Below are 26837 nucleotides of genomic sequence, written 5' to 3' on the forward strand. Positions count from 1 at the left end.
TCATTGTTACGTAAGCTTTTGCCTTGCATGACTTCAGTTTTCTATTTCCCTGACAATCGACCTGGATCAATCAAATGCAAATTTTTAAATTCGCGCGCGCACGCACGCAGGTGCGCGCATGAGCCGCCGCGACTTCCTCCGCAAAATGGGCAAGTCGGCCGGCGCAAGTGCCGTGCTTGCGACCTTTCCACCCTCCATCCAGAAAGCGCTGGCACTGCCCGCCAACCAGCGCACGCGCAGCCTGCAGGATGTCGAGCATATCGTCGTGCTGACGCAGGAGAACCGCAGTTTCGACCATTACTTTGGCACGCTGGAAGGGGTGAGGGGATTCGGCGATCCCTTTCCGATCCCGGTGATGGACCGGCAAAACCTCTTCAATCGCAAATCGGTGTTCGTGCAGCGCTCTGTCGGCGGGGCGCCGGTGCCTGGCCGGCCCAACTGGCCGCAGGGCAGCGCCATCGCGCCGTTCCGGCTCAACACGGTGCAGGACTTTCCCGTCATGCGCGTCGCCGGGACGGCACATAGCTGGCTCGACGCCCAGCTGGCGTGGGACCACGGTCGCATGAACGACTGGTGCACGGTCAAGCAGAACCACGCGATGGGCTATTACGCCGACGCCGACATTCCCTTCCAGTTCGCGCTGGCGCGCGCCTTCACCATCTGCGACCACTATCACTGCGCCACCCAGACCGGTACCAACACCAACCGGCTGTTTCTGTTCACCGGCCACAACGATCCCCTGGCGGCCGCGGGCGGCCCATCGACCGACAACAGCCGCGACGACTTCAATCCGGACATGTCCACCGACTACTTGTGGACCACCTATCCGGAGCGGCTCGAAGCGGCGGGTGTCAGCTGGCAGGTGTACCAGAACATGGCGGACAACTTCACCGATAACTCGCTGGCAGGATTCCGCTCTTTCCGCAACGCGTGGTATCGCCGGCCGGGCTATTCGCAATCCCTGCGCGATCGCGGCACCTCGACGCGTGACCTCGACCTGCTCAAGGCCGACGTGCTGGCCAACCGCCTGCCGCAGGTCAGCTGGGTGGTCGCCACCGCCGAAGGCTCCGAACACCCGGGGCCATCGAGTCCCGCGTCGGGCGCCGACTACATCGCGCGCGTGCTGGACGCGCTGACCGCCAATCCCGAGAGCTGGAGCAAGACGGTCCTGCTGATCAACTTCGACGAGAACGACGGCTTCTTCGACCACATGCCACCGCCGGCGGTTCCCGCGTACACAAGCTACAGCAGCAATCCGGCGCAGTCGCAGCTCGCCGGTGCCTCGACCGTCGACACGACCGGCGAGTACCATCACGTGCTTAACGGCGCCGATGCGCGGACGCTTCATCGCCCCTACGGTCTCGGGCCGCGCGTGCCGATGTATGTCATCTCGCCGTGGACCAAGGGCGGCTGGGTGAATTCGCAGGTCTTCGACCACACCTCGGTCGTGCGTTTCATCGAGGCGCGTTTCGGTGTGCGCGAGCCGCTGATCAGTCCATGGCGCCGTGCCGTGAGCGGCAACCTGTTGTCCTGCTTCGACTTCGCCAACCCGAACGACAACGGGTTCAAGCAACTGCTGCCGGAAACGGCCGCGCGGCGTTCGATGGCGCTGAGCCTGCCAAACACCAAGGTCCCCGCAACGCCGACCACCCTGGTGGCCCCCGTCCAGGCTGCCGGCGTGCGTCCGGCACGCGCTCTGCCTTACGAACTCCAGGTGCAGGCCCAGGTGCCGGTCGGAGGCGGCCAGGTGGAGCTCCGGTTCGACAACCTGGGCGAGGCCGGGGCGGTGTTCCATGTGTATGACCGCCTGGCGTTGGATCAGGTTCCGCGCCGCTACACGGTCGAACCTGGCAAACAGCTCACCGGCCGATGGAATACCGCGTCCGCCTACGATCTGTGGGTGCTGGGACCGAACGGTTTCCATCGCCACATCGTTGGGGACGTGCGCGGCAACGGCAACACCGCATGGCCGGAACTCAGCGTGCGCGCCGAACGCAGCGCCGGCGAGCTGGTCATCGACCTGTTCAACAATGGCGCGCAGCCATGCACCTTCGTCCTGACCGCCAACAAGTACTACTCCAGCAAGCCGCTGGAAGTGCGCGTCGTCGCACGCTCGAGGAGCGCCGTCCGGCTTCCGCTGGCATCGAGTTCCAACTGGTACGACTACAGCCTGAGCGTGGCTGGCTTGCCGGGCTGGTTGCGCCGCTTCGCCGGCCATCTGGAAAACGGTTTGCCGTCGATCAGTGACCCAGCGATGCGCGGGCCAGCGCAGCTTGACCAGTACCGCGTCGTTTGACTTTTATAAGGAGCATTCATGAATTGCAGATTTTTCCTTGCCGCGGCCTTGTTCGCCGTGGCGTGCAGTGGCAAGGCTGACGTCATCTACGGTCACAACCTGGTTGTCAACGGCGATGCCGAAGCAGGCGTAAGCGGCTGGAGCGTCTATCCGGGTTACAGCATGATCCAGTCGGTGAACTATGGCAGCAACTGGGTGCTTCCCACCCAGCCTGGCCCGGTCGATCGCGGCACCAAGATGTTCGCCGGCCTCGGGCAATACGCCGTGGGCTCCCAGACCCTGGACTTTGGCGTGGCGACGGCCAAGAACATTTCCTATTCCCTGAGCGGATGGCTCGGCGGCTGGAGCAACCAGGGCGATAACGCACTGTTCTACGTGCAGTTTCTCGATGCGGGGAACAATGAGATAGGTAACGCCTCGATCGGTCCCGTCACCCCGCAAGACCGCGGCAACCAGACAGGCCTGTTCTACCGGGAGTCCGTGGGCATTATGCCTGCCGGCACCAGCAAGCTGTCGTTCTGGCTGTCGATGGAGCGTCTTGCTTCGAACGACAACGATGGCTACGCGGATAACCTGTCCTTCATCGCCACCAGCCCGGTACCGGAACCGGGCATGGCGTCGATGCTCTTGCTGGGCCTGGGCGTGTTGGTCGGGACGCTCCGCCGCAATACGCGCGCGTCTATGTCGTAATTCGCGCCAGCAAGCTGGTCCACCGTCCCGATAGTACAATGGCGCCGCGCTGACGGCGCACGCATGGCAAGGCGTGGCCTCGGCCGGCGTCCACACGGGAGGGCAATTACATGAACCAGTTGCGTTTCGACCTGAGCGATTTGCAGGCGATGGTGGCGGTGGTGGAGCAGGGCGGCTTTCGTGCCGCCGCGACGGCTTTGCATCTGTCGCAACCGGCGCTGTCGCGCCGCATCGCCAAGCTGGAAGAAGCGTTGAACGTTAAACTGTTCGAGCGCAGCACCCGGCGCGTGTCGCTGACCTTGATGGGCCGCGAGTTCTTCGTGCAGGCGCAGGAGATACTCGACGGCGTCGAGCGCTCGCTGCACCAGATCAGCGACCTGTCCCGGACGCATTCGGGCCAGGTGACCGTGGCCTGCGTGCCGTCGGTGGCGCATCACTTCCTGCCGCCCATCCTGCAGCGCTTTCATGCGGCGCTGCCGCGCGTGCGCGTGCGCGTGGCCGACGAGGGCGCGCACGAGGTGTTGAACATCGTCGCGCGCGGCGAGGCCGATTTCGGCGTCAACTTTCTCGGCGCGGGCGAGCCGGGGATCGACTTCGAAGCCATCCTCAAGGAACGCTTCGTGCTGGCCTGCCTGGCCGATCACCCGCTGGCGCGGCGCCGCTCGGTCAGCTGGGACGATATCGGCAAACATCCGTACATGACCGTGGCCAAGTCCAGCGGCAACCGCCTGCTGCTGGACCAGGCCATGGCGCCGGCCGAGCAGCGGCCGGCCTCGTTCATTGAGGTCCGCCACGTGTCGACCCTGCTGGAGATGGTGCGCGCGGGGCTGGGTGCCGCCGTCGTGCCCCAGCTGTCGATGCCGGCCGGCGCCACCGGCGCGATGCTGCGCGCCGTGCCGCTGACCGCGCCGGGCATCGAGCGCACGCTGGGCATTATCCGCCGTTCCGGCCGCGTGTTCTCGCCGGCGGCCCAGCAGTTGTATGAGGAACTGAAGGCGGCACTGATCGCTTGATTGATGCTCTCAGGGTATCAATACGAAGAAAGTATGCATTTTACTTTCGCAATGACGCTCCTGATAATGACCAGACAAAAATCTGATCATAAAACAGGAGATACTCATGCAAACCTCTATCGTGTGCGCGGCCGTGCTGGCGTTCGCCATTCCGGCGGCCTCCGCCGAACAACTGGACATTATGAATTCCGGCGGCTACACGGCGGCCTATCTGGCGCTCAAGCCGCGCTACGAGGCCGCCAGCGGCGACACGCTGGTCACCGCCTGGGGGCCGTCGATGGGCAAGGCGCCGGAGGCGATCCCCAATCGCCTGGCGCGCGGCGAGCCGGCCGATGTCGTCATCATGGTGGGCTACGCGCTCGACCAGTTGATCGCGCAGGGGAAGGTCGATCCCGCCAGCCGCACCGAGCTGGCCGACTCCCGCATCGGCATGGTGGTGCGCGCCGGCCATGCGCTGCCCGATATCTCGACCGTCGAGGCGTTCAAGGCGACCTTGCTTGGCGCCGAGTCGATCGCCTATTCCGACAGTGCCAGCGGGGTCTACATCGAACGCGAGCTGTTGAAAAAACTCGATATCGAGGCGGCCGTCAAACCCAAGGCCCACATGGTGCAGAAGACCCCGGTCGCCATCCAGGTGGCCGAGGGCAAGTACGAGCTGGGCTTCCAGCAGGTCAGCGAGATCCTGCCGGTGCGCGGCGCCACCTTCGTCGCCCGTATTCCGGAGCCGGTGCAGAGCGTGACCCGTTTCGCGGCCGGCATTCCGGTGCAGGCGCGCCATCCCGAGGCCGCCCGCAAGCTGCTGCGTTTTCTGGCCGGGCCGGAGGCGCGTGACGCGGTGGCCGCCAGCGGCCTCGATCCCTTGCCGAATCACTGAGTGCCCCACGTTTTTCCACCCCTGATGCCGCCGATGCGCGGCAAAGCGAGACCACAATGACTGCCACTTCAACCAAGACGCAATCGCGCGTCGGCATGGTGTTGCGCGTTACCAGCGGCAATTTCATGGAAATGTTCGATTTCTTCCTGTTCGGGTTTTACGCGACGGCCATCGCCAAGGCGTTTTTCCCTTCCGATAACGAGGTCGCGTCATTGATGATGACGCTGATGACCTTTGGCGCCGGCTTCCTGATGCGCCCGCTGGGCGCCATCATCCTCGGCGCCTACGTCGACCGGGCCGGGCGCCGCCAGGGCCTGATCGTCACGCTGGGCCTGATGGCGCTGGGCACGGTGCTGATCGCCTGCGTGCCAGGCTACGCCAGCATCGGCGCGCTGGCGCCCGCGCTGGTGCTGATCGGCCGCTTGCTGCAGGGCTTCTCGGCCGGCGCCGAGCTTGGTGGCGTGTCGGTATATCTGTCGGAGATGGCCACGCCGGGCCGCAAGGGTTTCTATGTCAGCTGGCAGTCGGCCAGCCAGCAGGTCGCGATCATCGCGGCGGCCGCGCTGGGCTACGGCCTGAACCTGTGCTTCACGCCGGCGCAAATGGGCGCGTGGGGCTGGCGCATTCCCTTCTTCATCGGCTGCATGATCGTGCCGGTGTTGTTCGCGATCCGCCGTTCGCTGCAGGAGACCGAGGAGTTCCAGCGCCGCACCCATCGTCCGACCTTGCGCGCCATCCTGCGCTCGATGCTGGACAACTGGGGCCTGGTGTTGTCCGGCATGATGCTGGTGGCGCTGACCACGGTCTCGTTCTACCTGATCACCGTCTACACGCCGACCTTCGGCAAGACCGTGCTCAAGCTGAGCACCGGCGACAGCCTGATCGTGACGCTGTGCGTGGGCCTGTCCAACTTCATCTGGCTGCCGCTGATGGGCTCCCTGTCCGACCGCGTGGGCCGGCGCCCGCTGTTGCTGACCTTTGCCCTGCTGACCATCGTCACCGCCTATCCGGCCATGCGCTGGCTGGTGGCCGATCCGAGTTTCGGCCGGATGTTGGCGGTGGAGTTGTGGTTGTCCTTCCTGTACGCGAGCTACAACGGCGCGATGGTGGTGGCGCTGACCGAAGTGATGCCGGTGGAAGTGCGCACGGCGGGCTTCTCGCTGGCCTACAGCCTGGCCACGGCGCTGTTCGGCGGCTTCACTCCGGCCATCGCCACCGCGCTGATCGAAGCCAGCGGCGACAAGGGCGCGCCGGGACTGTGGATGACGGCGGCGGCAGCGTGCAGCCTGTTCGCGACCTGGATGCTGTACCGGCGCCACGATATGCGGCAGGCCGTGCCGGCGCCTGCGCACTAGACATTTCCCAATCAGATGAGAGAACAACAAATGAAAAAATCATTAAAGATGCTGGCGCTGCCTGCGGCGCTTTGGGCCGCAGGCGCGGCCGCGCAGAGCAATGTGGCCGTGTATGGGATAGTCGATGTCGGCCTGGTGCGCGAGAGCGGCACGCCCACCGGCAAGGTGACGAACGTGAACAGCGGCCTGGCCTCCGGCTCGCGCCTGGGGTTCAAGGGCGTGGAGGATCTGGGCGGCGGCATGAAGTCCAACTTCGTGCTGGAGAACGGCTTCAACGCCGACACCGGCATCGCCGGGCAGGGCGGGCTGCTGTTCGGACGCCAGGCTTTTGTCGGCCTGAGTGGCCGGTTCGGCGCCGTGACGCTGGGCCGGCAGTATTCGCCGTACTACAAGGCGCTGCGCGATGTCGGCGATCCCTTCGGCGCGGTCAGCCTGGCCGGGCGCGCCGGCAATCTGATGGCCACCAATACCCGCACCGACAACATGGTCGAGGTGATCTCGCCGGAGCTGGCTGGCTTCAGCGCGGACCTGGCCTATGGCGCGGGCGAGACCGCCGGCGACAATGCACGCAACCGCATGCTGGGCGGCGCGTTGGCCTACGCTGGCGGGCCGCTCAAGGCGCAACTTGCTTTTCACCAGATCAATAACCCCACGGCCACCGACCACGTCAACAACACCATCCTGGCGGCCAGCTATGACTTGGGCGCGGTGATGGTGCACGCGGCGGGCGCCGTCAACCGCGGCCCGGGGCTGGAGGACAGCCGTGACCTGACCGCCGGCGTCACCGTGCCCTTCGGCGTCCACAAGGTGCTGTTCTCCACCGTCCGCCACGACGATCGCACCAAGCCCAACAAGGATGCGCGGCAATGGGGCATCGCCTACCTGCGGGCGCTGTCCAGGCGCACCGACCTGTACGCCTCGTACGCGACCATCGCCAACCGCAACGGCGCCAGCTTCAAGGTCGGCAACGCCACCGACAAGGGGACCGGCTCCAGGGCGCTGGACCTGGGGCTGCGGCACACGTTCTGATCACGAAACATACTCCGGCGCGGTTTGATGTAGATCAAGGATATTGGGGGAGGCGATGGACTACAGTGATCCTGCCTCTACAACTCGACCCCAATTATCATGTTAGTTGCGACATTACAGGCAGCGTCCACGGCAGCGGCGGGCACCATCTACACCTGCCCGATGCATCCGGAGATACGCCAGGATCACCCGGGAAACTGCCCCAAGTGCGGCATGACCCTGGAGCCTGTCATCCCCGAGCTGGACGCGGACGAGAACCCGGAACTGCGGGACTTCAGCCGCCGCTTCTGGTGGACCCTGCCGCTGACGGTGGTCGTGACCGTGCTGGCCATGTTCGGGCACCGCCTGGGCGTGTTCGAGATGCGCACGCAGACCTGGGTGGAGTTCGGCCTGTCCATCCCCGTCGTGCTCTGGGCCGGCTGGCCGTTCGTGGTGCGCGCGGCCCAGTCCATCGTGCATCGCAGTCCCAATATGTGGACCCTGATCGGCCTCGGCACCGGCGCCGCGTTCGTCTACAGCGTCGCCGCGACCGTCGCGCCGCAGCTGTTTCCGGCGTCGTTCGTGTCGATGGGGCGCGTCGGCGTGTACTACGAGGCGGCGGCCGTCATCATATCGCTGACCCTTCTCGGGCAGATGCTGGAACTGAAGGCACGTTCGCAGACCTCGGCCGCGATCAAGTCGCTGCTCGGGCTGGCGCCGAAGACCGCGCGCCGCATCAACGCCGACGGCAGCGAGCAGGATGTTCCGCTGGCGCACGTCCATGTCGGCGACGTGCTGCGCGTCCGTCCCGGCGAAAAGGTGCCGGTGGATGGCGTGGTGACGGACGGCAGCAGCGCGGTGGACGAGTCGATGCTGACCGGCGAACCGCTGCCCGTGACCAAGCGCCCGGGCGACAAGGTGATCGGCGCCACCCTCAACACGGCCGGCGCGCTGACCATGCGCTCCGAGAAGATCGGCGCCAATACCGTGCTGTCCCAGATCGTCCAGATGGTGGCCAGGGCGCAGCGTTCCAAGGCGCCGATGCAGCGCATGGCCGACCAGGTTGCCGGTTACTTCGTCAGCGGCGTGGTAGCGATCGCGCTGGTGACTTTCCTTGCCTGGGGCCTGTTCGGTCCCGAGCCGCGCTGGGTCTACGGTCTGATCAACGCGGTGGCGGTGCTGATCATCGCCTGCCCGTGCGCGCTGGGCCTGGCCACGCCGATGTCGATCATGGTCGCCACCGGCAGGGCGGCAACCGGCGGCGTGCTGTTCCGGGATGCCGCGGCGATCGAAAAATTACGCCTGGTCGACACCCTCATCATCGACAAGACCGGCACGCTCACCGAAGGCAAGCCCGCCTTCGAGCGTGCTGTCGCCGCGCCGGGTTTCGACGAGGACGAGGTGCTGCGCCTTGCCGCCAGCCTCGACCAGGGAAGCGAGCATCCGCTGGCCGACGCCATTGTGCGCGCCGCGCGCGGGCGCCAGCTGGCGCTGGGCAAGCCGGACAGCTTCGAGTCCGCGACCGGCATCGGCGTGCGCGGCAGCGTGGAGGGACGGTCGCTGGCGCTGGGTAACTCGGCCCTGATGGGCGAGACCGGCGTGGGCGTCGATGTGCTGCGGGCAGCGGCCGAGGCGCTGCGTGCCCAGGGCGCAAGCGTGATGTACCTGGCCGTCGACGGCAAGCTGGCCGGGCTGTTGGCAGTGTCCGATCCGATCAAGGCCAGCACCACCGAGGCGCTCGCCACATTGAAGGCGGCCGGCCTGCGTGTCGTCATGGCCACCGGCGACGGCATGACGACGGCCAGGTCGGTCGGCCAGCGCCTCGGCATCGACGAGGTCCACGGCGAGGTCAAGCCGGCCGACAAGCTCGAGCTGGTCGAACGGCTGCAGCGCGAGGGGCGCGTGGTGGCGATGGCGGGCGACGGCATCAACGACGCCCCGGCCCTGGCCAGGGCCGATGTCGGCATCGCCATGGGAACCGGCACCGACGTGGCGATGAACAGCGCCCAGCTGACTCTGGTCAAGGGCGACCTGCGCGGGATCGCGGCGGCGCGGCTGATCTCGGTGGCGACGGTGCGCAACATGAAGCAGAACCTGCTGTTCGCGCTGGTGTACAACGCCCTGGGCATTCCGGTGGCGGCCGGCGTGCTGTATCCGCTCACGGGCTGGCTGCTGTCGCCGATGATCGCGGCGCTGGCGATGAGCCTGAGTTCGGCCTCCGTCATCAGCAACGCCTTGCGGCTGCGGTGACTTGTCCACATCATCTTCTGGAGCCAATGTGCGAAAACTTCTCATTCTTCTGCTGGCAACGCTGACGCTCTCGCTCAGCGGCTGCGGCTACAACACCCTGCAGGCAAGCGACGAACAGGTCAAGGCGAGCTGGTCTGAAGTGGTGAACCAGTACCAGCGGCGCGCCGACCTGGTGCCCAACCTGGTCAATACGGTCAAGGGCTATGCCGCCCACGAACAGACCGTGCTGACCGAAGTCACCCAGGCCCGGGCGCAGGCGAGCTCGATCCAGGTGACGCCCGGGGTGCTGGCCGATCCTGCCGCGTTCGCCAAGTTCCAGCAGGCCCAGGGCGCGTTGACGGGCGCGTTGTCGCGTCTGCTGGCGGTGAGCGAAAACTATCCGCAGCTGAAGGCCGACGCTGGTTTCCGTGATCTGCAGGCGCAGCTCGAGGGCACCGAGAACCGCATCACGGTGGCGCGCAAGCGCTACATCGAGTCGGTGCAGAACTACAACGTGACGGTGCGTTCGTTCCCCAGCAATCTGACGGCCAAGATGTTCGGCTTTGAGCTCAAGCCCAACTTCACGGTGGAGAACGAGAAAGCGGTCAGCACGGCGCCTACCGTCTCCTTCGACGCCCCGCAGAAGCCGGCACCGGGCAAGTGAGATGAGCTTCTTCAGGCTTCCATGGATGTTTGCGGCGGTCCTGTACGTGCTGGGCGGCCTGACATACGCCCAGGACGCGTTGGTGAAAGTACCGCCGTTAAACTCGCCGGTCACCGACCTCACGGCCACGCTGAGCGCCGACCAGCGCAGCAGCCTGGAGGCCGATCTGCGCGCCTTCGAGCAGCGCAAGGGGAGCCAGGTCGCCGTGCTGATCGTACCGACCACCAAGCCCGAGTCGATCGAGGAATACGCGATACGGGTGGCCGAACAATGGAAGATCGGGCGCAAGAAGATCGACGACGGCGCCATCCTGGTGGTGGCCAAGGACGATCGCGCCTTGCGCATCGAGGTCGGGTATGGGCTGGAGGGCGCGCTCAACGATGCCACGGCCAAGCGCATCATTGACGATATCATCGTGCCGCGCTTCAGGCAAAACGATTTTAACGGCGGGATAGCCGCCGGCGCCGCCAGCATCATGAAGGTGATCGACGGCGAGGCACTGCCAGCAGCTAATTGGGAGCGCCCGTCCGATGAACTCCCGGCGTTGCGGCAATTGCTGCCGGTCGCGCTGATCGCCGCGCTGGTGCTTGGCGGGATCCTGCGGGCAGTGCTCGGCCGTGTGCCCGGCGCGGTGGCCGCCGGCGGCATCATCGGGCTTGCCGCCTGGCTGCTCGCGGGCGCGGCGGTGATCGGATTGATCGCCGGTATGCTCGGCTTCGTGTTCACGCTTGCCGGCGGCTCGCGCCTGGCCGGCATGTACCTCGGCGGCGGTCACGGTCGCGGCGGCTGGGGAGGAGGAGGTGGTGGCGGGTGGGGCGGGGGCGGCGGTGGATTTGGCGGCGGTGGCGCGTCGGGAAGGTGGTAACGATGGACCTCGCACGCACGATACGACACCTGCTGACCAGCCGGCGAACGGCCGGGCACTATTTCACGGCCCAGGGCCTGGCCGCGATCAAGGCTGCCATCGCCGAGTCCGAGACTGCGCATCTGGGAGAAATCCGGTTTGCCATCGAGGCGGCCTTGCATCCGGCTCAGCTGTGGCGCGATGTCACGCCGCGTGAACGCGCGATCGAACTGTTTTCCGAACTGCGGGTTTGGGACACGGAGCACAACAGCGGCGTACTCATCTACGTTCTGCTGGCCGACCACGCCATCGAAATCGTCGCGGACCGTGGCATCCACGCGCGCGTCGGCGGCGCCACATGGGAGGCCATCGCGCAAGCCATGCAAACCGAATTCGCGGCCGGCCGATTCGAGGCGGGAGCGCTTGGCGGCATTGCCGCCGTCTCGCGCGAATTGGTCGCCTGCCTGCCCGCGAAAGCGGCCAATCCGGACGAATTGCCCAACGACGTAACCTTGCTGTGAAGCGGACGGATCGGCTTACTTCGCCGTATCCGGTGTGGCCTCCATCCGGTCCATCATCATCTGCATCATCATCTTCATCATGCCCATCTGTTGCTGGGTGGCGTTGGCGCCGCCGCAGCCCATGCTGCCGGCCGGGCCGTTCATCATCGACATCGCGTCTTTCATCGTCTTCATGTGCTCGCCCATCAAGGCCTTGCGCTCTTCCGGCGTTTTAGCGTTCATCATCTTTTCATGCATTTCCTGCATGTGCTTCATTTGCGCATCGATCTTTGTGGCAGGCGCGAAGGCGGCGGGATGGTGCGCGTCGTGATTCGGCTGGGCCTGTGCCGCAGCCAGCATCGGGCTGATGATCAGGGTGAGCGCAAATGCGATAGTTTTGCTTTTCATGTCGTTCTCCAGAGTAGGTCGGCAGCCGAATGGTGCCGATCCATACTACGGAGATGGCCGTTGAATTTGATTGATCCAAATCAAACACCACAAATACCGCGATTGCACGATGCGCTGGCTATCGCTGTGACGTCCAGGTTCAGGCGTTCAGGCTCAGGTTTTTCCGGAGCGCCGAGTCCACCGGCCCGGCGGGCAGGAAGCGGCGCAGCTTGCTCAGCAGCGATGCCTGGCCCTTGGGCGTGCGGCGCATCTTCCACGGGCCGAACGCGGCCTCGACGATGGTCCGTGCGACGCTCTCCGGGGCGGGGGCGTTGGCGGCGTGCCGCGTGACCGCGCGCGTGGCCGTCTCGCGCTCGGCGTCGTAGGCGGCGATCTTGCCGGCCGCCTTGGGAGCGTTGGTGTCCAGGCTGGTCTTGGTGTAGGACGGTTCGACCAGCACCACGCGCACGCCGAACTGGCGGGCCTCGTGGTCCAGGCTTTCGGACATGCCCTCGACCGCGTGCTTGGAGGCGGCGTACCAGCCCATGTAGGGCGCCGGCAGGAAGCCCAGCACCGAGCTCAGGTTGATGATCCTGCCCGCGCCTTGCTTGCGCATCTGCGGCAGCACAGCCTGGGTGGTGCGCAGCAGGCCGAAGACGTTCACCTCGAACAGCGACTGCGCCTCGGCCACCGAGGTCTCTTCCACGGCGCCCACCAGGGAGACGCCGGCATTATTGACCAGCACATCGATGCGCTGCGCCCGCACGATGATCGAGCGCATCGCCTGCGTCACGGATTCGCCGTCGCGCACATCCATTTCAACCAGCGTCACGCCGGGGATGGGCGCCATGCCCGCAGTGCTGCGCACCGTGCCGTATACCTCGCAACCGCGCGCGGCGAATTGCTGCGCCGCCGCCCGGCCGATACCCGACGAAACGCCGGTGACAACCACTACCAATGGATCGGACATTTTACTTCTCCTGAATTTATAGAGTTCATTTAAACGCTAAAAATAGATTATACTAAAACTCTAAATTTGGCAAGGCAGGAGTGGCAGTATGAAAAAGTCAAAAAGCGCAACGATCGACACGCGCAAGCGCATCGTGGCGGCCGCGACCAGGATGTTCCTGGAACATGGACTGGCCGAGACCGGCATCGCCAGCATCATGGCCACCGCCGGGCTGACGCAGGGCGGCTTCTACCGCCATTTCCGCTCCAAGGAGCACTTGATCGTCGAGGCCAGCCACGCCGCCCACGACCGGTTGCGCGGCGTCTTCAGCGAGGCGATCCACGGCAAGCCGGCGGCGGAAGCGCTGGACATCGCGGTGGACCTGTACCTTTCCCAGTCGGAGCAGCAAGGCTGCGAGAGCCTGTGCCCGCTGCCCAGCCTGGGAAGCGAGCTAGGCCGTGCGGACCAGCAGGTCAGGGACGCCGCGATGGAAGGCTACCAGCGGCTGGTGCAGTTCTTTGCCGGGCTCGCCGACCAGGCGGGCTATGCCGAGCCGGCACGGCTGGCCGACGCCATCGTCTCCACCATGGTCGGCGCTGTGATGCTGGCCAGGCTGGCGGCCGGTCCGGCGCCGGCCGCCAGTGTCCTGCGCAACGCCAGGCAGACCATCCGGCTGATGCTGCGGGCGGCCAATAACGCAAAAATGGCTTGAGTTTTATAGATTGTGTGTGTAATCTATTTTTAGCGTTTGTTAGAACTCTAAATTATGAGGCCATGATGAAAACGATATTTCCCACTTTCCCCCGGCGCACCGCCGTTGCCGCCACACTGATGCTCGGCCTGGCCGCGTGCAGCCAACCGGCGCCGCCGCAGGACACGGTGGCCAGGGTCGCCTGGTTCACCGCCCAGCCGGCCTCGTCCGGCGTAGCTACCTTCACCGGCGTCGTGCATGCGCGGACCGAAAGCAACCTCGGTTTCCGCGTGGCCGGCAAAATCGTCGAACGCCTGGTGGACCCGGGCCAGACCGTCCGCAAGGGCCAGCCCCTGATGCGCATCGACGCGGTCGATTACGACCTGGCGCTGGCCGCCGCCCGCTCGTCGGTCGACGCGGCGCAGGCGCGCCAGGTGCAGGCGGTGGCGGAGGAGGCGCGCCTGCGCAATCTGCTGGCCCACGGCGCCACTTCGGCCCAGGCCTACGAACAGGCCAAGGCCGCCGCCGATGCCGCCATCGCCCAGACCCGCGCCGAATCGGCAAGGGCGCGCGAGACCGAGCACCAGCGCGACTACGCTGTGCTGCTGGCCGACATGGATGGCGTGGTGCTGGAGGTGCCAGCCGATGTGGGACAGGTGGTGTCGGCCGGCCAGAGCGTCGTCAAGCTGGCGCGCCAGGGCGTGCGCGAGGCGCAGGTCTTCCTGCCCGAGCAGGAGCTGGCGCTGGCCAAGCGTCCGGCCATCGCTTCCTTGTACAGCGAACCGGGCAGCACCGCGCCTGCCACCTTGCGCGAGCTGGCGGCCGTCGCCGATCCGCAGACCCGCACCTACCTGGCGCGCTACACGCTGAGCGGCAGCGCAGCCCAGGCGCCGCTGGGCGCCACGGTGACGATCCGCATCGCCACGGCGACCTCGGCCGCGATCAGCGTGCCGGTCAGCGCCTTGACCGACCAGGGCAACGGTCCCGCCGTCTGGGTGATCGACAACAAGACCTCCACCGTCAGCCTGCGTCCGGTGACGGTGGCGCAGCTGGGCGAAGAGCAGGCCAGCTTGTCGCAGGGCTTGGCCGCCGGCGAACGGGCCGTGGCGGTGGGCGGCCATCTGCTGAAGGCCGGCCAGAAGGTCCGCCTGCTGGCTGAGACCAAGACCGGGAGCGGATCATGAGCGGCTTCAACCTGTCCGCCTTCGGTGTGCGCGAACGCGCCATCACGCTGTTCCTGATCATCGCCATCAGCGCCGCCGGCCTGTTCGCCTTCTTCCGTCTTGGCCGGGCGGAAGATCCCAGCTTCGTGGTCAAGGTCCTGACCGTGGCCGTCAGCTGGCCGGGCGCGACCGCAACCGAAATGCAGGAGCAGGTCGCCGACCGCCTCGAAAAGCGTCTGCAGGAACTGGAAGCCTACGACCGCGTCGAAACCAGCGCGCGGCCGGGACTGGTGACCATGAAGGTCTACCTGAAGGACGACACCTCGGCCAAGACGGTCGAGGACCAGTTCTACCAGGTGCGCAAGAAGCTGGGCGACGAGGCGATCAACCTGCCGCGTGGCGTGCTTGGCCCCTTCGTCAACGACGAATTCTCGGACGTGTATTTCTCGCTGTTCTCCCTGAGCGGCAAGAAGCTGCCGCACCGCCAGCTGGTGTTGAAGGCGGAGGACGTCCGCCAGCGCCTGCTGCACGTGCCGGGCGTGCAGAAGGTGAACATCCTGGGCGAGCAGCAGCAACGGATTTTTGTCGAGATTTCGCATGAACGCCTGGCCACGCTGGGCATCAAGGCGCAGGCGGTGATCGACGCGCTGGGCAGCCAGAACACCGTCACCTCGGCCGGCTTCGTCGAGACGCGCGGGCCGCGTGTGCAGCTGCGCCTGGACGGCGCCATCGACAGCGTGGACAGCGTCAAAGCCATCCCCATCGCCGGCGCCGGCCGCACGCTCAAGCTGGGCGATATCGCCGACGTGCGACGTGGCTACGAAGACCCGGCCAGCTTCGCCATCCGCACCCAGGGCGAGGCATCGCTGGTGCTGGGCGTGGTGATGAAGCGTGGCTACAACGGCCTGCAGCTGGGCCACGACCTCGGCGCCGCACATCAGGCGCTGCAAGGCGAACTGCCGACCGGCATCGAGCTGGCGCAGATCTCCGACCAGTCGCTCGCCATCAAGGCCGCCGTCAACGAATTCATGATCAAGTTCGTGGTGGCGCTGGCGGTGGTGATCGTCGTCAGCCTGGTCACGCTGGGCTGGCGCGTGGGCCTGGTGGTGGCCGCCGCCGTGCCGCTGACGCTGGCCGCCGTGTTCGTCATCATGCTGGTGACTGGCCGCGTGTTCGACCGCATCACGCTCGGCGCGCTGATCCTGTCGCTGGGCCTGCTGGTGGACGACGCCATCATCGCCATCGAAATGATGGTGGTGAAAATGGAGGAGGGCTTGAGCCGGGTCGCCGCCGCCACCCATGCGTGGACCGCGACGGCCGCGCCCATGTTGTCGGGCACGCTGTTGACCATCATCGGCTTCCTGCCGGTCGGTTTCGCGCGCTCCACCGCCGGCGAATACGCGGGCAACATCTTCTGGGTGGTGGCCTTCGCGCTGATCACCTCGTGGGTGGTGGCGGTGCTGTTCATTCCCTACATGGGCGTGAAGATGCTGCCGGACATACCGGTCAAGGCCGGCGGCCACGACGCCATCTACAACACGCCGAACTACCAGCGCCTGCGCCAGCTGGTGCGCTGGTGCGTGGACCACAAATGGCTGACCGCCGCCGTCACCGTCACCTTGTTCGCATTGGCGGGCGTGGGCATGGGCGCGGTGCAGAAGCAGTTCTTCCCGAACTCCGAACGTCCCGAACTGACGCTGGAAGTGAACCTGCCGCCGGGCAGCGCCTTCGCCGCCACCGACGCGGCCGTGCGCCAGATCGAGGACGCGCTGCGCAAGGAGCCGGAAGCCAAGCTGGTGTCGAGCTATGTCGGCCAGGGCACGCCGCGTTTCTTCCTGTCGGTGAATCCCGAGTTGCCCAACCCGGCCTTCGCGCAGCTGATCGTGCTGACCGCCGGCCCGCAGGAGCGCGACATCCTGAAGCAGAAAATCCGCACGATGATCGCCGAGGGCCGTTTCCCGCAGGCGCGGGTGCGCGTCAGCCAGTTCCTGTTCGGGCCGCCGGTGCCGTATCCGGTGCTGTTCCGCGTGGCCGGTCCCGACCTGGACCGCGTGCGCGAGCTGGCAGGGCAGGTGCGTGCCATCATGGCGCAGAACCCTGACATGCGCGACGTCCACCTTGACTGGGGCAACCGCACGCCATCGCTGCATCTGGCGCTGGACCAGGAACGGTTGCGCCAGGTTGGCCTGTCGCCGCGCGACGCGGCCAACCAGTTGCAGGCGCTGTTGAACGGCATCCCCGCGACCCAGGTGCGCGAAGGCGTGCGCACCGTGGATGTGCTGATCCGCAGTCCGAATGCCGAGCGCAACAACCTGGCCGACATCCGCAACCTGACGCTGACCAACGACAGCGGCGCCAGCGTGCCCTTGTCGCAAGTGGCGCGGCTGGAGACGCGCATGGAAGATTCCGTCCTCAAGCGCTATGACCGCGAAAGCTATATCGCCGTGCAGGGCGACATCCGCGACGGCACGCAGCCGCCGGACGTGACCAAGGCCATCCTGCCCAAGCTGGAGCAGCTCAAGGCCAGCCTGCCGCCCGGCTACCACATCGACACCGGCGGCGCGGTGGAGGAGAGCGCCAAGGCCGACATGGCGCTGGCCAAGCTGTTCCCGCTGATGATTATCCTGATGCTGGCGGTGATCATGGTGCAGGTGCGTTCGTTCGCGACGATGTGGATGGTGTTCGCCACCGCGCCGCTGGGCCTGGTGGGCGCGGTGCCGACGCTGCTGGTGTTCCATCAACCGTTCGGTTTCAACGCCATCCTCGGCCTGATCGGGCTGGCGGGCATTTTGATGCGCAACACGCTGATCCTGGTGGACCAGATCCAGCACGACCTGGCCGCCGGACTGACGCCGTACCAGGCGGTGATCGAATCGACGGTGCGCCGCGCGCGGCCGGTGATCCTGACGGCGGCCGCCGCGATGCTGGCCTTCATCCCGCTGACCCATTCCAGCTTCTGGGGGCCGCTGGCGTATGTGCTGATCGGCGGTGTCGGTGTCGGCACGGTGCTGACGCTGCTGTTCCTGCCGGCGCTGTATTCGCTGTGGTTCAAGGTCAGTAAGCATGCCGCCGCGGCGGTTGAATCGAACGATATGGAAACCAGGGAGGCAGCATGAACACCGTCGTCAAACAATTGAGCGGCTTGCTGGTCGTGCTGCTGGCGGGTTGCTCGCTGGCGCCGACCTACGAACGCCCGGCGCTGCCGGTGGCCGGCGAGTGGCCTGCCGCGGTCGCGCCGCAACACGCGGAGGGCCCATCGGCACGCAGCGTGCCGTGGCAGTCGTTCTTCAGGGATGAGCAGTTGAAGCAGCTGATCGGCATGGCGCTGGAACATAATCGCGACCTGCGCGTGGCGACGCTGAACATCGAGCGCGCCCGCGCCCTGTATCAAGTGCAATCCGCCGACCGCCTGCCGAGCGTGAACGCCGGCCTGAGCGGCGCGCGCCAACGGGTGCCGGACCTGGTGGCGCCTGGCGGCAAGGGAGGGCTGACCACCAGCTACACGGCGGGCCTGGGCGTGACCGCCTTCGAGCTGGACCTGTTCGGCCGCGTGCGCAACCTGTCGGGTGCAGCACTGGAGCGTTTCGCCGCGACCGAGGAAGGGCAGCGCGCCGCGCAGATCAGCCTGGTGGCGCAAGTGGCCTACAGCTACGAGGCGGTGCTGGCCGACGAGCAGCTGCTGGCGCTGGCCCGCCAGACGCTGGACAGCCGCAGCGCCTCGCACCAACGCCAGACGCTGCTGCGCGCCTCGGGCGCCAACTCGGATTACGACTTGCGGCAGTCCGAGTCGCTGCTGGAGGCCGCAAAAATCGCGGTGCTGCAGGCGCAGCGCCAGCGCGCGCTGGATGAGAACGCGCTGGTGGTGCTGATCGGCCGGCCGGTGCCGGCGGCGTTGCTGCCCGGCCCGGACAAGCGCTGGGACGGCGAGGCCATCGCGGCCTTGCCGGCCGGGCTGCCGTCGGACTTGCTGACGGCGCGGCCCGACATCCGCCAGCAGGAATCGCTGCTGCGCGCCGCCAACGCCAACATCGGCGTGGCGCGGGCCGCGTTCTTCCCGCGCATCAGCCTGACCGGCGCGTTCGGTTCGTCCAGCGACGCGCTGAGCGGGCTGTTCGATTCCGGCAGCCGCGCCTGGAACTTCCTGCCCCAGGTCACGCTGCCGATCTTCGACGGCGGCCGCAACCGCGCCAATCTCGGCGCGGCCGTGGCGGATCGCGACATCGCGGTGGCGCAGTATGAAAAGACGGTGCAGGTCGCGTTCCGCGAGGTGGCCGATGCGCTGGCCGGCCACGCCACGCTGGGCGACGAACTGCAGGCGGTGAGAGCGCAGGAGCAGGCCGAGCAGGCGAGGCACGACCTGGCCAGGCTGCGTTACGACAGCGGCGAGGCCAGCTACCTCGAATACCTGGACGCGCAGCGCGCCTTGTTCGCGGCGCAGCAGCAGTCCATCCGCGCCGGCCTGGCCGAGCTGCAGAACCGCATCGCCTTGTACAAATCGCTGGGTGGTGGCTGGAGCGCGCCGCAAGGCTAGCGCTCCAAAGGGCTGCCGTCAGGCTTCGGCGGCGGCCCGGTTGTCCTGTTCCAGGCCGGTGCTGGTGGGGGCGTTGCGCAGGATGAGGTTGACCGTGTTACGCGCGTTGCGCAGGATGGTCTCGGACAAGGCGGGATCGGCGACCGCGCGCGCCACCGACACCGCGCCGACCATGACGGAGACGATGGATTCGGCCACGCCGAGATAATCGCTGTAATCGAGGCGCATCAAGTAAGACGCGAACAGTTTGACGAAGCGCGTGTAGCCCTCGGTGACGACTTCCTTGATCTGGTCATCCGCATCCCTGAGCTCGCTGGCAAGGTTGGCCATCGGGCACAGATTGCCCAGCGTGGTATCGCGGTGCTGGTTGAGGTAGTAGTCCACGATCAGGTCGATCGCTTCGCGCGGCTGCTTGCCGGCGGTGGCGGCGTCGATCAAGGCGCGGATCTGCTCGAACGCGGCGGCGCTGGCCTCCGCCACCAGATGTTCCTTCGATTGGAAATGGCGGTAGAAGCCGCCCTGCGTGAGTCCGGCCGCGACCATGATGTCGGAAATCGCCGTTGCGGAAATGCCTTGTCGTAAAAACATGCCCGACGCGGTCGACAGGATACGCTTGCGGGTTTCCGCCGCCTCTGCATTTGATTTGCGCATATTGAGCTCCCGAAAACGATCACCGAAATATAGATGATCATTGTACGCCAAAATGGCTTTGGCCGAGAGCGGGCGAATGGCGTCCCCAGGGGGATTCGAACCCCCGTACTCACCGTGAAAGGGTGATGTCCTAGGCCTCTAGACGATGGGGACTGTGAACTGCCAGATATTCGCACATTGGTGGAGGTAAGCGGGATCGAACCGCTGACCTCTTGCATGCCATGCAAGCGCTCTCCCAGCTGAGCTATACCCCCCTGTGTGCGGGCCGCATTATAGCAAAGGCCCGGACAAAGCAAAAGGCAGCGTTTTCAAGCGCGCGCTACCTTTCCAATCTGTAATGAAGTGATCATGCTACCGATAGCCGCGAATGGCTAAAATTCGCCATCCAAATCGGTCGGACCAGTTTATCCTCGCAATTTCCCACAGCATCCACGTCCCGCTAGTGCCATCGCGCGAGCCCATTGGTCTCGCATTGCGCACCCCGGCAACAAAACCTGCAGGTCGACGGCATTCCGGCGCTGAGGTGACTGGAGTTTCTGTGCCAAACGAGGGTATGATGAACCCATTTTTTAACGCTCGCGGCAACAGCGACTGATGACCGCTTCCCGGTCAACAATAAAAAGATTTTCTTGAACAGGGTAGTATGAAGACTATTGAATTGGCAGGCGGCCCGCATGCCGTGCTGGCTTTGCACGGCCTGCTGGGCAACCCGCTGGAAATGCAGTATGTGGGCAAGCGCCTGCAACGTGCAGGCTACACCGTTGTCATTCCATTGATACCGGGTTACGGCTACTCGTCCGGCCAGGCCGACTCCTATCGTACTACCCGCAGCGAGCGCTGGTACGAGGAAGTCGCGCGCCTGTTCGACCAGCTCAAGGAGACCCACGCCAGCGTGTCGGTGGTCGGCCTGTGCATCGGCGCGGTGCTGGCCTTGCGCCTGGCGATCGACCGTGGCGACGAAATCGCCTCGCTCGGCCTGCTGGCCACCACGCTGTCCTACGACGGCTGGAGCATCCCCAAATACCGCTTCCTGTTGCCGCTGGCGTACTACACGCCGGCCCGCCACTGGTATTCGTACGAAGAGCGCTATCCCTACGGGCTGAAGAACGAGAACCTGCGGCGCTGGATCGCGCGCGAGATGAAGGTCAGCGATTCGTCGGCGGCCGGCGCCTCGCGCCTGTCGGCCGAGGGCATCTTCCAGGCCCACCGCCTGATCAAGCAGGTGCGCGCGCAGCTGTCCAAGGTGACCGCGCCGGCGCTGATCATCCACGCCGAGGAAGACGACGTCGCCAGCACCAAGAGCGCCGACCTGGTCGAGCGCAGCATCAGCTCGCCGAGCCGCCGCAAGGTCATCCTGCATGACAGCTACCACATCATCACCCTCGACAATGAGAAGGAACTCGTTGCCGACGAAACGGTTGCGTTCTTCAACCAGCATCTGCCGTCCCAGGACGCGCTGCTGAACCGTGCTTAACACCTATTAAACAGAGATTATTTTTTATGAATTCATTCCCAACCGTCGCCAAACTGCTGGCCAAAAGCCTGGACGTGCCAGAAGACACCATCCAGCCGCAGACCGAACTCGAAGCGCTGGGCGCCGATTCGCTGACCGTGATCGAACTGATTTTCGACCTGGAAGAAGAGTTCGGCATCGAAGTGGGCGACGAGCGTCCGAAGCTGGTGGTGGTGCAGGACATCGCCGACCAGATCGATACCTACCTGGCCAACAAGGCCACCAGCGCATGACCATGCAGCGTGTGGTGATCACGGGCCTGGGGGCGATCTCGTCGCTGGGCGTCGGCGCCGACCGCAACTTCGAGCAGGCGCTGGCCGGCCACAGCGGCATTGGCCTGCTGCAGGTCGCAGGCGACCGCCAGCGGCCGGACACGCCAGCCGCGCAAATCCGCGGTCCCTTGCCCGAGCTGGTCAAGAATTCCGAACTGCCGATCTTCGACCGTTTCTCGCTGCTGGGCTGGGCCGCCGCCAGCGAGGCGCTGGCCCAGTCGGGCCTGGACGCGACCATCGCGCCCGAGCGCAGCGGCGTGTTCTGGGGCAGCGGCATGGGCGGCGCCGGCACCGTTGAATCGGGCTATGTCGACCTGTTCGTCGACGGCAAGACCCGCGTGCGGCCGATGTCGGTCGTGGCCGGCATGACCAACGCGGCGGCCGCGCAGATCGCATTGCGCTGCGGCTTCAAGGGCAGCGTCAACAACTACAGCAGCGCCTGCGTGTCGTCGGCGCAGGCCATCGGCGAGGCTTACCGCCACATCCGCCACGGCTACGCCGACCGCGTGCTGGCCGGCGGCTCGGAAGCCCTGCTGTGCTACGGCGTGGTCACCGCCTGGGACTCCTTGCGCGTGCTGGCGCCGTTCGACGCCGAACACCCCGAGCGTTCGTGCCGGCCGTTCTCGGCCGGACGCGGCGGCTTGGTGCTGGGCGAGGCGGGCGCCGCCGTGATGCTGGAATCGCTGGAATCGGCGCAGGCGCGCGGCGCCACCATCCTGGCCGAGCTGGTCGCCTACGGCACCAGCAACGACGCCACCCACATCACCAAGCCCGATGCGGACGGCCAGGAGCGCGCCATGCGCCAGGCGCTGGAACAGTGCGGCCTGCCCGCGTCGGCCATCGGTTACATCAACGCCCACGGCGCCGGCACCCCGGCCGGCGACTTGGCCGAGACCACGTCGATCAAGCAGGCCTTTGGCCCGCTGGCGCGCGATCTGATGGTCAGCTCCACCAAGTCCATGCACGGCCATACGCTGGGCGCGGCCGGGGCGCTGGAATTCGTGATGACCACGCAAGCGGTGCGCCACGGCGCTGTGCCGCCAACCGCCTTCCTCGACCAGCCCGATCCCGAGTGCGACCTCGATTTCGTGCCGCTCGAAGCCCGGCGCGGCGTGCCGCTGCAGGCGGCGATGTCGAACTCGTTCGCCTTCGGCGGCAGCAACGTCGCGCTGATCGTCAGCGCGTTCCGATGAGGGCTGGGCTGCGGCGTTGCGCCGCGTTGCTTCTGCTGTCGGCCGGCTGCGCCCAGGCGCAGCAGCAACCCGCGCAGGACCAGGCGCCGCGCCTGGTCGGCGACATCGGACTGGGCATCAGCAGTTCGCCGGTCGCGGTGCCGGCGCAATCGCGCAGCACCAGCGCTGTCCCGTACGCCAACTTCGAATACGGTCCGGCCTTCGCGCGCATCGACACCTTCGGCGTCAAGCTGGCGCCGGCCGGCTACGGCAGCGTCGAGCTGCTGACGCGCGTGCTGGAGGACGGCTACCGCGCCAGCGCGCCGCCGCAAGAGCGGCTGCGCTCGTCGGTGCCGCTGGGCCTGGGCACCTTGCAGGTCACGCCGGTTGGCGCCTTCATGGCCAACGTCTATCGCGACCTCGGCAAATCGCACGGCACCATGCTCGACCTGATGTACGCGGCCGAGATCGATCACGACCGGTTCGCGTTTTATCCGCAAGCCGGCGTCGAGTACCGCTCGGCCAACTACGTCCGCTATTACGACGGCGTGGCGCGCTCGGCCAGCAACCCGTTCGCCGGCCTGCTGGTGGAGGCGCGCCTGAGCGGCCACTGGTACCTGGTCGCCAACGTGCGCCGCACCTGGCTGGACGACTCCATCCGCAGCAACCCGGCGGTGCACCGCCGTTCGCTCGATTCCGGCCTGGTGGCGCTCAGCTACCGCTTCGAGTAATCACAGGTCCACCTTCACGCCCAGCTTGACCAGGCGCGGCACGCCGGCGGCCAGCCGCGTGCCGGCGCCGGCCCAGTACTGCTTGTCGCCGAGGTTCTCGACATTCAGCTGCCATGTGGCGCGCTTGCCGCCGATGCTGGTGGCGTAACGCGCGCCCGCGCTGAACAAGGTCACGCCGCCGAGGAAGGCCTGGTTCAGATCGTTGACCGGACGGGCGCTGTAGTAGTACGCGCCGCCGTTGACCGACCAGCCGGGCAGGGCATCCACGTCATACGAGAGGAAAGCGCTGGCGGTGCGCCGCGAGGCGTTCTCCGGCGCCTTGCCGTTGTAGGCGGCGGTGGTGTTTTCAAATGCCGGGTCCAGCAGCTGGGCCGATGTTTGCCACGACAGCTGGCGCGTCAGCTTGCCCTGCGTGGACAGTTCCAGTCCGCGATAGTGCTGCGCGCCGTCGGCCACGAACACATTGGCCGCGTTGGTGTAGTAGCCGGGGCGGCGGATGTCGAACAGCGCGGCCGACACCAGCGTGCCGCCGCCGCTGAGCCAGCGCGCGCCCAGCTCGCGCTGCTTGCTGACTCCCGGCGCCATCTTGACGTTCTGGTTGGCCGTGCCGGTGGGCGCTGATTCGCCTTCCTCCAATCCGCGCGCAGCCGAGCCGTAGAACGACAGCGTTGGCGACAGTTTGTAGATCAGCGAGGCCATTGGCGTGGTCTGGCCAACGTCGTAGTGATTGTCGCCCTGGTCGCTGCGGTAGCTGGTGTGGCGCAGGCCCAGCACGGTCTGCCACTGCGGCGACAGCGCGATGCGGTCCAGCGCGTAGACGCCGGTCTCGCGCGTCTTGAGTTCTGCGGTGGTGGGCGTGGCCGGCGCGGCGCCGAACACCACGCTCGCCAGCGGAATCGCCACCGGCTTGTACAGGTTCTGCGTGGCGATGGTGTAGTTGCGCTGGTAGATCGGGTCCTGCGATTTGCCGGTGTGGGTGGCGCCCAGCGTCAGCTCGTGCGTCAGCGCGCCGGTGGCGACCGTGCCCGCCAGCTCTGCGCGCAGCAGCGTCGACGCTGTCACCTGATGCTGGATGTTGCCGGTGATGCGGCCGGCGCCGGTCTGCAGCGCGGCCGCGTTATTCAGGCGGAAGATGGGCAGCGTGCGGTCGCGCGCGGTTTCCGAGTGGCCCGCTTCGAGCGTCACGGCCCAGTCGCCGGCCAGCGCGTAGTCGGCGCGCAGCTGGGCGTTGTCGGTCCTGGTTTCGAAGCGCGCCCAGTCCGGGCCGACCAGCGCGCGCGGATCGACCGCGCGCGGCAGGCTGATGACGTTGTTGACGGCGGCCGGCAGCATCACGGCGGCTTGCTCCGTCACGCGGCGGCGGTCGTGCTCCAGGTCGGCCTTGAGCAGCAGGCGGCTGTTGACGCGCCAGTCCAGCGCGGCCGAGGCGAAGCCACGGTTGCCGTTGCCGACGTCGCGCAGGTAGGAGCCCAGCGTGCCGCCGGCGGCGTTGACGCGCACGCCGAACTCGCCGCGCTTGCCGAAGCGGCGCGCCACGTCGGCGCTGGCGACCGCGCTGCCTTGCTGGTCCAGCGCCAGGCCGACGCTGGTGACCGGCGTGGTGCCGGCGCGCTTGGTGACGAAGTTGACCACGCCGGACGGCGACGTGAAGCCGTAGTACAGCGCGGACGCGCCTTTCAGTACCTCGACCCGCTCCTTGTCCTCCATCGGCACCTGCGCGAAGTTCATGATCGGCAGCGAGCCGTTCAGGCGGTAGTTGGTGCGGTTCTCGACGGCGATGCCGCGTATCACCAGCTGGTCCCAGGTGTCGCCGCCGTTCTGCTGGCGCGTGACGCCGGCGGTGTTGCGCACCGCGTCGTAGAGGCCGGCGGCGGCCTGGCGTTCCAGCAGTTCGCGCGTGATGACGTTGACGGTGGACGGCACGTCCATGATGTCCGCGCCGCGAAAGCTGCCGGCCTCGGTGGTGCGGGGCAGCAGGCCCTGGGCGCGGGCGGCGGTCACCTTCACTGTCTGCAGCACCTCGTCGTCGGCGGTCTGGGCGGCGGCGGTGCCCGCCAGGCAGGCCAGGGGGAGGGCGTAGCAAAGACGGAAGTATGAGGGACTGCGCATGTTCGGCTTTCGGGACGACGGAAACGCGCATTTTAACGCAAATGAGAACCATTCGCAATTATGGGGCGTTTGCCTTCGGACTGCGCACAACTGGAACATGCAGGCTTGCGCGTTAGCCCCTATAATTCGACTTAATTATTTTGCAATGAATGGGACGCTTATGCCGCATGAGTCCATCGCCGCGCGTACCGCGCTGGTCCTTGAAACCAACAACCTGCGCGGCGGCGCCGATGCCGGGGCCGCGGCCGCCAGCCTGCTGCATGTGGTCGGGCTACTGTCGCGCCAGAGCGTGCCCTTGACGGCGCTCGCGCAAGTGGTTATCACCCACGACGGCCTGGACGAGGAAACCCGCGCCGCCGCCGCGCGGCTGGCCGGGCGCGCCATCGACTTCGTCCGCATCGATGCGGGCACCGGCTACTACTCGGCCAAGAACGACGGTTTCGCCGCCACCGACGCCGCGCGCTGCGACTACGTCTGCTTCGCCGACACCGACTGCGTGCCGGCGCCGGACTGGCTGGCGCAGTTGCTGGCGCCGCTGGACAGCGCGACCCCGCCGGCGGTGGTGGCGGGCCGTACCAGCTATGCCGCCACCGTGGCCGGCGCGGCGCTGACCACCATCGACTTCATGTATTTCCCCAGCCCGCTGCAGGCCGGCGCCACGCGCAACTTCTACGCCAACAACGTGGTGTTCCGGCGCGAGGTGTTCGCGCACCACAGCTACCAGTTGCTCGACGGTGTCTACCGCGCGCATTGCCAGGTGCTGGGCCTGCGCCTGCAGGAGGCCGGCGTCGCGCTCCACTACGCGGCCGGCGCGCACACCGAGCACAAGCTGCCGGACACGCGCGGCGAGCTGTTCAAGCTGCGCTGGCTGCGCGGCCAGGATACGCAAGGGCTCACGCCGCATCTGGTGCGCGCCTACCTGCCGGCCGGGATGCAATGGCTGGCGCACAGCGGCCCGATCGGCCCCTTGTGCGTGCTGGCTTCGCGGCTGTGGTTCAGCATGCGCTCGCTGAACAAGCAGGACTTGCCGCCGCTGCGCGGGGCGCGCCGCTTGTCCGCGCTGGCGCTGATCGCCGCGTTCTCGGCGGTCGACATGCTGGGCGCCCTGTGCCGCGGACTCGGCCTGCGCACGGCCGGCGGTATCGATGCCGATGCGCGCGCACTCTCTTACCATCAACGCCAACCTGGAGCCTGA

At 66.6% G+C, this 26837-nt stretch carries 23 protein-coding genes and 2 tRNA genes; 19 read left to right on the plus strand and 6 right to left on the minus strand.

Annotated features, from left to right (window positions below; genetic code table 11):
* Window positions 1-118: 118 nt before the first annotated feature.
* The 10 genes from ACUJB0_RS25270 to ACUJB0_RS25315 all read left to right on the plus strand — a co-directional run bounded on the left by ACUJB0_RS25270 (window position 119) and on the right by ACUJB0_RS25315 (window position 11494).
* On the plus strand, window positions 119-2296 hold the full coding sequence (locus ACUJB0_RS25270) for a phosphocholine-specific phospholipase C (protein WP_444847634.1): 2178 nt from the start codon (window positions 119-121) through the stop codon (window positions 2294-2296).
* An 18-nt stretch (window positions 2297-2314) separates the two neighbouring features.
* Window positions 2315-2986: a PEP-CTERM sorting domain-containing protein gene (locus tag ACUJB0_RS25275; RefSeq protein WP_444847635.1), complete on the plus strand. Its 672-nt coding sequence runs from the start codon at window positions 2315-2317 to the stop codon at window positions 2984-2986.
* A gap of 110 nt (window positions 2987-3096) precedes the next feature.
* Complete coding sequence (locus ACUJB0_RS25280) at window positions 3097-3999, plus strand: LysR family transcriptional regulator (protein WP_444847636.1); 903 nt, start codon at window positions 3097-3099, stop codon at window positions 3997-3999.
* A gap of 106 nt (window positions 4000-4105) precedes the next feature.
* Window positions 4106-4873 carry a substrate-binding domain-containing protein gene (locus ACUJB0_RS25285; protein WP_444847637.1) on the plus strand — a complete coding sequence of 256 codons (768 nt, stop codon included), beginning with the start codon at window positions 4106-4108 and terminating at the stop codon, window positions 4871-4873.
* Window positions 4874-4929: 56 nt separating this feature from the next.
* The gene (locus tag ACUJB0_RS25290) at window positions 4930-6228 is read left to right on the plus strand and encodes an MFS transporter (RefSeq protein ID WP_444847638.1); all 1299 of its coding nucleotides are present in this window, start codon (window positions 4930-4932) and stop codon (window positions 6226-6228) included.
* A gap of 30 nt (window positions 6229-6258) precedes the next feature.
* Window positions 6259-7257, plus strand: a complete 999-nt coding sequence (locus ACUJB0_RS25295) for a porin (RefSeq protein WP_444847639.1) — start codon at window positions 6259-6261, stop codon at window positions 7255-7257.
* A 99-nt stretch (window positions 7258-7356) separates the two neighbouring features.
* Window positions 7357-9486 (plus strand): copper-transporting P-type ATPase, encoded by a 2130-nt coding sequence (locus ACUJB0_RS25300; RefSeq protein WP_506737537.1) that lies wholly within the window; start codon window positions 7357-7359, stop codon window positions 9484-9486.
* A 28-nt stretch (window positions 9487-9514) separates the two neighbouring features.
* Window positions 9515-10129 (plus strand): LemA family protein, encoded by a 615-nt coding sequence (locus ACUJB0_RS25305; RefSeq protein ID WP_444847640.1) that lies wholly within the window; start codon window positions 9515-9517, stop codon window positions 10127-10129.
* 1 nt (window position 10130) lies between these two features.
* Window positions 10131-10994, plus strand: a complete 864-nt coding sequence (locus tag ACUJB0_RS25310) for a TPM domain-containing protein (RefSeq protein WP_444847641.1) — start codon at window positions 10131-10133, stop codon at window positions 10992-10994.
* Window positions 10995-10996: 2 nt separating this feature from the next.
* Entirely contained in the window at window positions 10997-11494 is a 498-nt protein-coding gene (locus ACUJB0_RS25315; RefSeq protein ID WP_444847642.1) for a TPM domain-containing protein, read from the plus strand.
* Between the two features lie 15 nt (window positions 11495-11509).
* Here the strand turns inward: ACUJB0_RS25315 and ACUJB0_RS25320 are convergent, their stop codons facing one another.
* Together ACUJB0_RS25320 and ACUJB0_RS25325 are read right to left on the minus strand one after the other, a co-directional pair.
* Window positions 11510-11881: a hypothetical protein gene (locus ACUJB0_RS25320; RefSeq protein WP_444847643.1), complete on the minus strand. Its 372-nt coding sequence runs from the start codon at window positions 11879-11881 to the stop codon at window positions 11510-11512.
* A 139-nt stretch (window positions 11882-12020) separates the two neighbouring features.
* Window positions 12021-12830, minus strand: coding sequence for an oxidoreductase (locus ACUJB0_RS25325; protein ID WP_444847644.1), 810 nt, complete (start codon window positions 12828-12830; stop codon window positions 12021-12023).
* 88 nt (window positions 12831-12918) lie between these two features.
* On the opposite strand from ACUJB0_RS25325, the gene ACUJB0_RS25330 reads away from it, so the two are divergent.
* The 4 genes from ACUJB0_RS25330 to ACUJB0_RS25345 all read left to right on the plus strand — a co-directional run bounded on the left by ACUJB0_RS25330 (window position 12919) and on the right by ACUJB0_RS25345 (window position 19194).
* Window positions 12919-13521: a TetR/AcrR family transcriptional regulator gene (locus ACUJB0_RS25330; RefSeq protein WP_444847645.1), complete on the plus strand. Its 603-nt coding sequence runs from the start codon at window positions 12919-12921 to the stop codon at window positions 13519-13521.
* Between the two features lie 65 nt (window positions 13522-13586).
* On the plus strand, window positions 13587-14684 hold the full coding sequence (locus ACUJB0_RS25335) for an efflux RND transporter periplasmic adaptor subunit (RefSeq protein WP_444847646.1): 1098 nt from the start codon (window positions 13587-13589) through the stop codon (window positions 14682-14684).
* Window positions 14681-17779, plus strand: a complete 3099-nt coding sequence (locus ACUJB0_RS25340; RefSeq protein WP_444847647.1) for an efflux RND transporter permease subunit — start codon at window positions 14681-14683, stop codon at window positions 17777-17779. The genes ACUJB0_RS25335 and ACUJB0_RS25340 overlap by 4 nt, the downstream gene beginning before the upstream one ends.
* A complete protein-coding gene (locus tag ACUJB0_RS25345; protein ID WP_444847648.1) occupies window positions 17776-19194 on the plus strand; it encodes an efflux transporter outer membrane subunit in 1419 nt (472 codons plus the stop codon). The genes ACUJB0_RS25340 and ACUJB0_RS25345 overlap by 4 nt, the downstream gene beginning before the upstream one ends.
* 18 nt (window positions 19195-19212) lie before the next feature.
* Here the strand turns inward: ACUJB0_RS25345 and ACUJB0_RS25350 are convergent, their stop codons facing one another.
* The 3 genes from ACUJB0_RS25350 to ACUJB0_RS25360 all read right to left on the minus strand — a co-directional run bounded on the left by ACUJB0_RS25350 (window position 19213) and on the right by ACUJB0_RS25360 (window position 20099).
* Window positions 19213-19845: a TetR/AcrR family transcriptional regulator gene (locus tag ACUJB0_RS25350; protein WP_444847649.1), complete on the minus strand. Its 633-nt coding sequence runs from the start codon at window positions 19843-19845 to the stop codon at window positions 19213-19215.
* Window positions 19846-19922: 77 nt separating this feature from the next.
* Window positions 19923-19998: transfer RNA gene (locus tag ACUJB0_RS25355), tRNA-Glu, on the minus strand.
* 25 nt (window positions 19999-20023) lie between these two features.
* Window positions 20024-20099: transfer RNA gene (locus ACUJB0_RS25360), tRNA-Ala, on the minus strand.
* Window positions 20100-20488: 389 nt separating this feature from the next.
* Here ACUJB0_RS25360 and ACUJB0_RS25365 point away from each other — a divergent pair.
* The 4 genes from ACUJB0_RS25365 to ACUJB0_RS25380 are packed head-to-tail and all read left to right on the plus strand — an operon-like array spanning window position 20489 to window position 23533.
* A complete protein-coding gene (locus ACUJB0_RS25365; RefSeq protein WP_444847650.1) occupies window positions 20489-21319 on the plus strand; it encodes an alpha/beta hydrolase in 831 nt (276 codons plus the stop codon).
* 26 nt (window positions 21320-21345) lie between these two features.
* Window positions 21346-21591: a phosphopantetheine-binding protein gene (locus tag ACUJB0_RS25370; RefSeq protein ID WP_117009985.1), complete on the plus strand. Its 246-nt coding sequence runs from the start codon at window positions 21346-21348 to the stop codon at window positions 21589-21591.
* Entirely contained in the window at window positions 21588-22823 is a 1236-nt protein-coding gene (locus tag ACUJB0_RS25375; RefSeq protein ID WP_444847651.1) for a beta-ketoacyl-[acyl-carrier-protein] synthase family protein, read from the plus strand. Before ACUJB0_RS25370 ends, ACUJB0_RS25375 begins: the two co-directional genes overlap by 4 nt.
* Complete coding sequence (locus ACUJB0_RS25380; protein ID WP_444847652.1) at window positions 22820-23533, plus strand: MipA/OmpV family protein; 714 nt, start codon at window positions 22820-22822, stop codon at window positions 23531-23533. Before ACUJB0_RS25375 ends, ACUJB0_RS25380 begins: the two co-directional genes overlap by 4 nt.
* On the opposite strand, the gene ACUJB0_RS25385 is transcribed toward ACUJB0_RS25380, so the two are convergent.
* Window positions 23534-25642: a TonB-dependent siderophore receptor gene (locus tag ACUJB0_RS25385; RefSeq protein ID WP_444847653.1), complete on the minus strand. Its 2109-nt coding sequence runs from the start codon at window positions 25640-25642 to the stop codon at window positions 23534-23536.
* Between the two features lie 160 nt (window positions 25643-25802).
* Between ACUJB0_RS25385 and ACUJB0_RS25390 the strand changes: the two genes are divergently transcribed.
* The gene (locus ACUJB0_RS25390; protein WP_444847654.1) at window positions 25803-26837 is read left to right on the plus strand and encodes a glycosyltransferase family 2 protein; all 1035 of its coding nucleotides are present in this window, start codon (window positions 25803-25805) and stop codon (window positions 26835-26837) included.

Source organism: Duganella caerulea (assembly GCF_040362985.1).
Taxonomy (GTDB): Bacteria; Pseudomonadota; Gammaproteobacteria; order Burkholderiales; family Burkholderiaceae_D; genus Rugamonas; species Rugamonas vulcania.

Bases quoted from the DNA above. Each gene is read 5' to 3' on its own strand.
- ACUJB0_RS25295 (WP_444847639.1), top strand. From the start codon at position 6,259: ATGAAAAAATCATTAAAGATGCTGGCGCTGCCTGCGGCGCTTTGGGCC.
- ACUJB0_RS25370 (WP_117009985.1), top strand. From the start codon at position 21,346: ATGAATTCATTCCCAACCGTCGCCAAACTGCTGGCCAAAAGCCTGGAC.
- ACUJB0_RS25300 (WP_506737537.1), top strand. From the start codon at position 7,357: ATGTTAGTTGCGACATTACAGGCAGCGTCCACGGCAGCGGCGGGCACC.
- ACUJB0_RS25350 (WP_444847649.1), bottom strand. From the start codon at position 19,845: ATGCGCAAATCAAATGCAGAGGCGGCGGAAACCCGCAAGCGTATCCTG.
- ACUJB0_RS25390 (WP_444847654.1), top strand. From the start codon at position 25,803: ATGCCGCATGAGTCCATCGCCGCGCGTACCGCGCTGGTCCTTGAAACC.
- ACUJB0_RS25290 (WP_444847638.1), top strand. From the start codon at position 4,930: ATGACTGCCACTTCAACCAAGACGCAATCGCGCGTCGGCATGGTGTTG.
- ACUJB0_RS25310 (WP_444847641.1), top strand. From the start codon at position 10,131: ATGAGCTTCTTCAGGCTTCCATGGATGTTTGCGGCGGTCCTGTACGTG.
- ACUJB0_RS25330 (WP_444847645.1), top strand. From the start codon at position 12,919: ATGAAAAAGTCAAAAAGCGCAACGATCGACACGCGCAAGCGCATCGTG.
- ACUJB0_RS25325 (WP_444847644.1), bottom strand. From the start codon at position 12,830: ATGTCCGATCCATTGGTAGTGGTTGTCACCGGCGTTTCGTCGGGTATC.
- ACUJB0_RS25380 (WP_444847652.1), top strand. From the start codon at position 22,820: ATGAGGGCTGGGCTGCGGCGTTGCGCCGCGTTGCTTCTGCTGTCGGCC.
- ACUJB0_RS25385 (WP_444847653.1), bottom strand. From the start codon at position 25,642: ATGCGCAGTCCCTCATACTTCCGTCTTTGCTACGCCCTCCCCCTGGCC.
- ACUJB0_RS25375 (WP_444847651.1), top strand. From the start codon at position 21,588: ATGACCATGCAGCGTGTGGTGATCACGGGCCTGGGGGCGATCTCGTCG.
- ACUJB0_RS25340 (WP_444847647.1), top strand. From the start codon at position 14,681: ATGAGCGGCTTCAACCTGTCCGCCTTCGGTGTGCGCGAACGCGCCATC.
- ACUJB0_RS25315 (WP_444847642.1), top strand. From the start codon at position 10,997: ATGGACCTCGCACGCACGATACGACACCTGCTGACCAGCCGGCGAACG.
- ACUJB0_RS25335 (WP_444847646.1), top strand. From the start codon at position 13,587: ATGAAAACGATATTTCCCACTTTCCCCCGGCGCACCGCCGTTGCCGCC.
- ACUJB0_RS25320 (WP_444847643.1), bottom strand. From the start codon at position 11,881: ATGAAAAGCAAAACTATCGCATTTGCGCTCACCCTGATCATCAGCCCG.
- ACUJB0_RS25280 (WP_444847636.1), top strand. From the start codon at position 3,097: ATGAACCAGTTGCGTTTCGACCTGAGCGATTTGCAGGCGATGGTGGCG.
- ACUJB0_RS25275 (WP_444847635.1), top strand. From the start codon at position 2,315: ATGAATTGCAGATTTTTCCTTGCCGCGGCCTTGTTCGCCGTGGCGTGC.
- ACUJB0_RS25285 (WP_444847637.1), top strand. From the start codon at position 4,106: ATGCAAACCTCTATCGTGTGCGCGGCCGTGCTGGCGTTCGCCATTCCG.
- ACUJB0_RS25345 (WP_444847648.1), top strand. From the start codon at position 17,776: ATGAACACCGTCGTCAAACAATTGAGCGGCTTGCTGGTCGTGCTGCTG.
- ACUJB0_RS25270 (WP_444847634.1), top strand. From the start codon at position 119: ATGAGCCGCCGCGACTTCCTCCGCAAAATGGGCAAGTCGGCCGGCGCA.
- ACUJB0_RS25365 (WP_444847650.1), top strand. From the start codon at position 20,489: ATGAAGACTATTGAATTGGCAGGCGGCCCGCATGCCGTGCTGGCTTTG.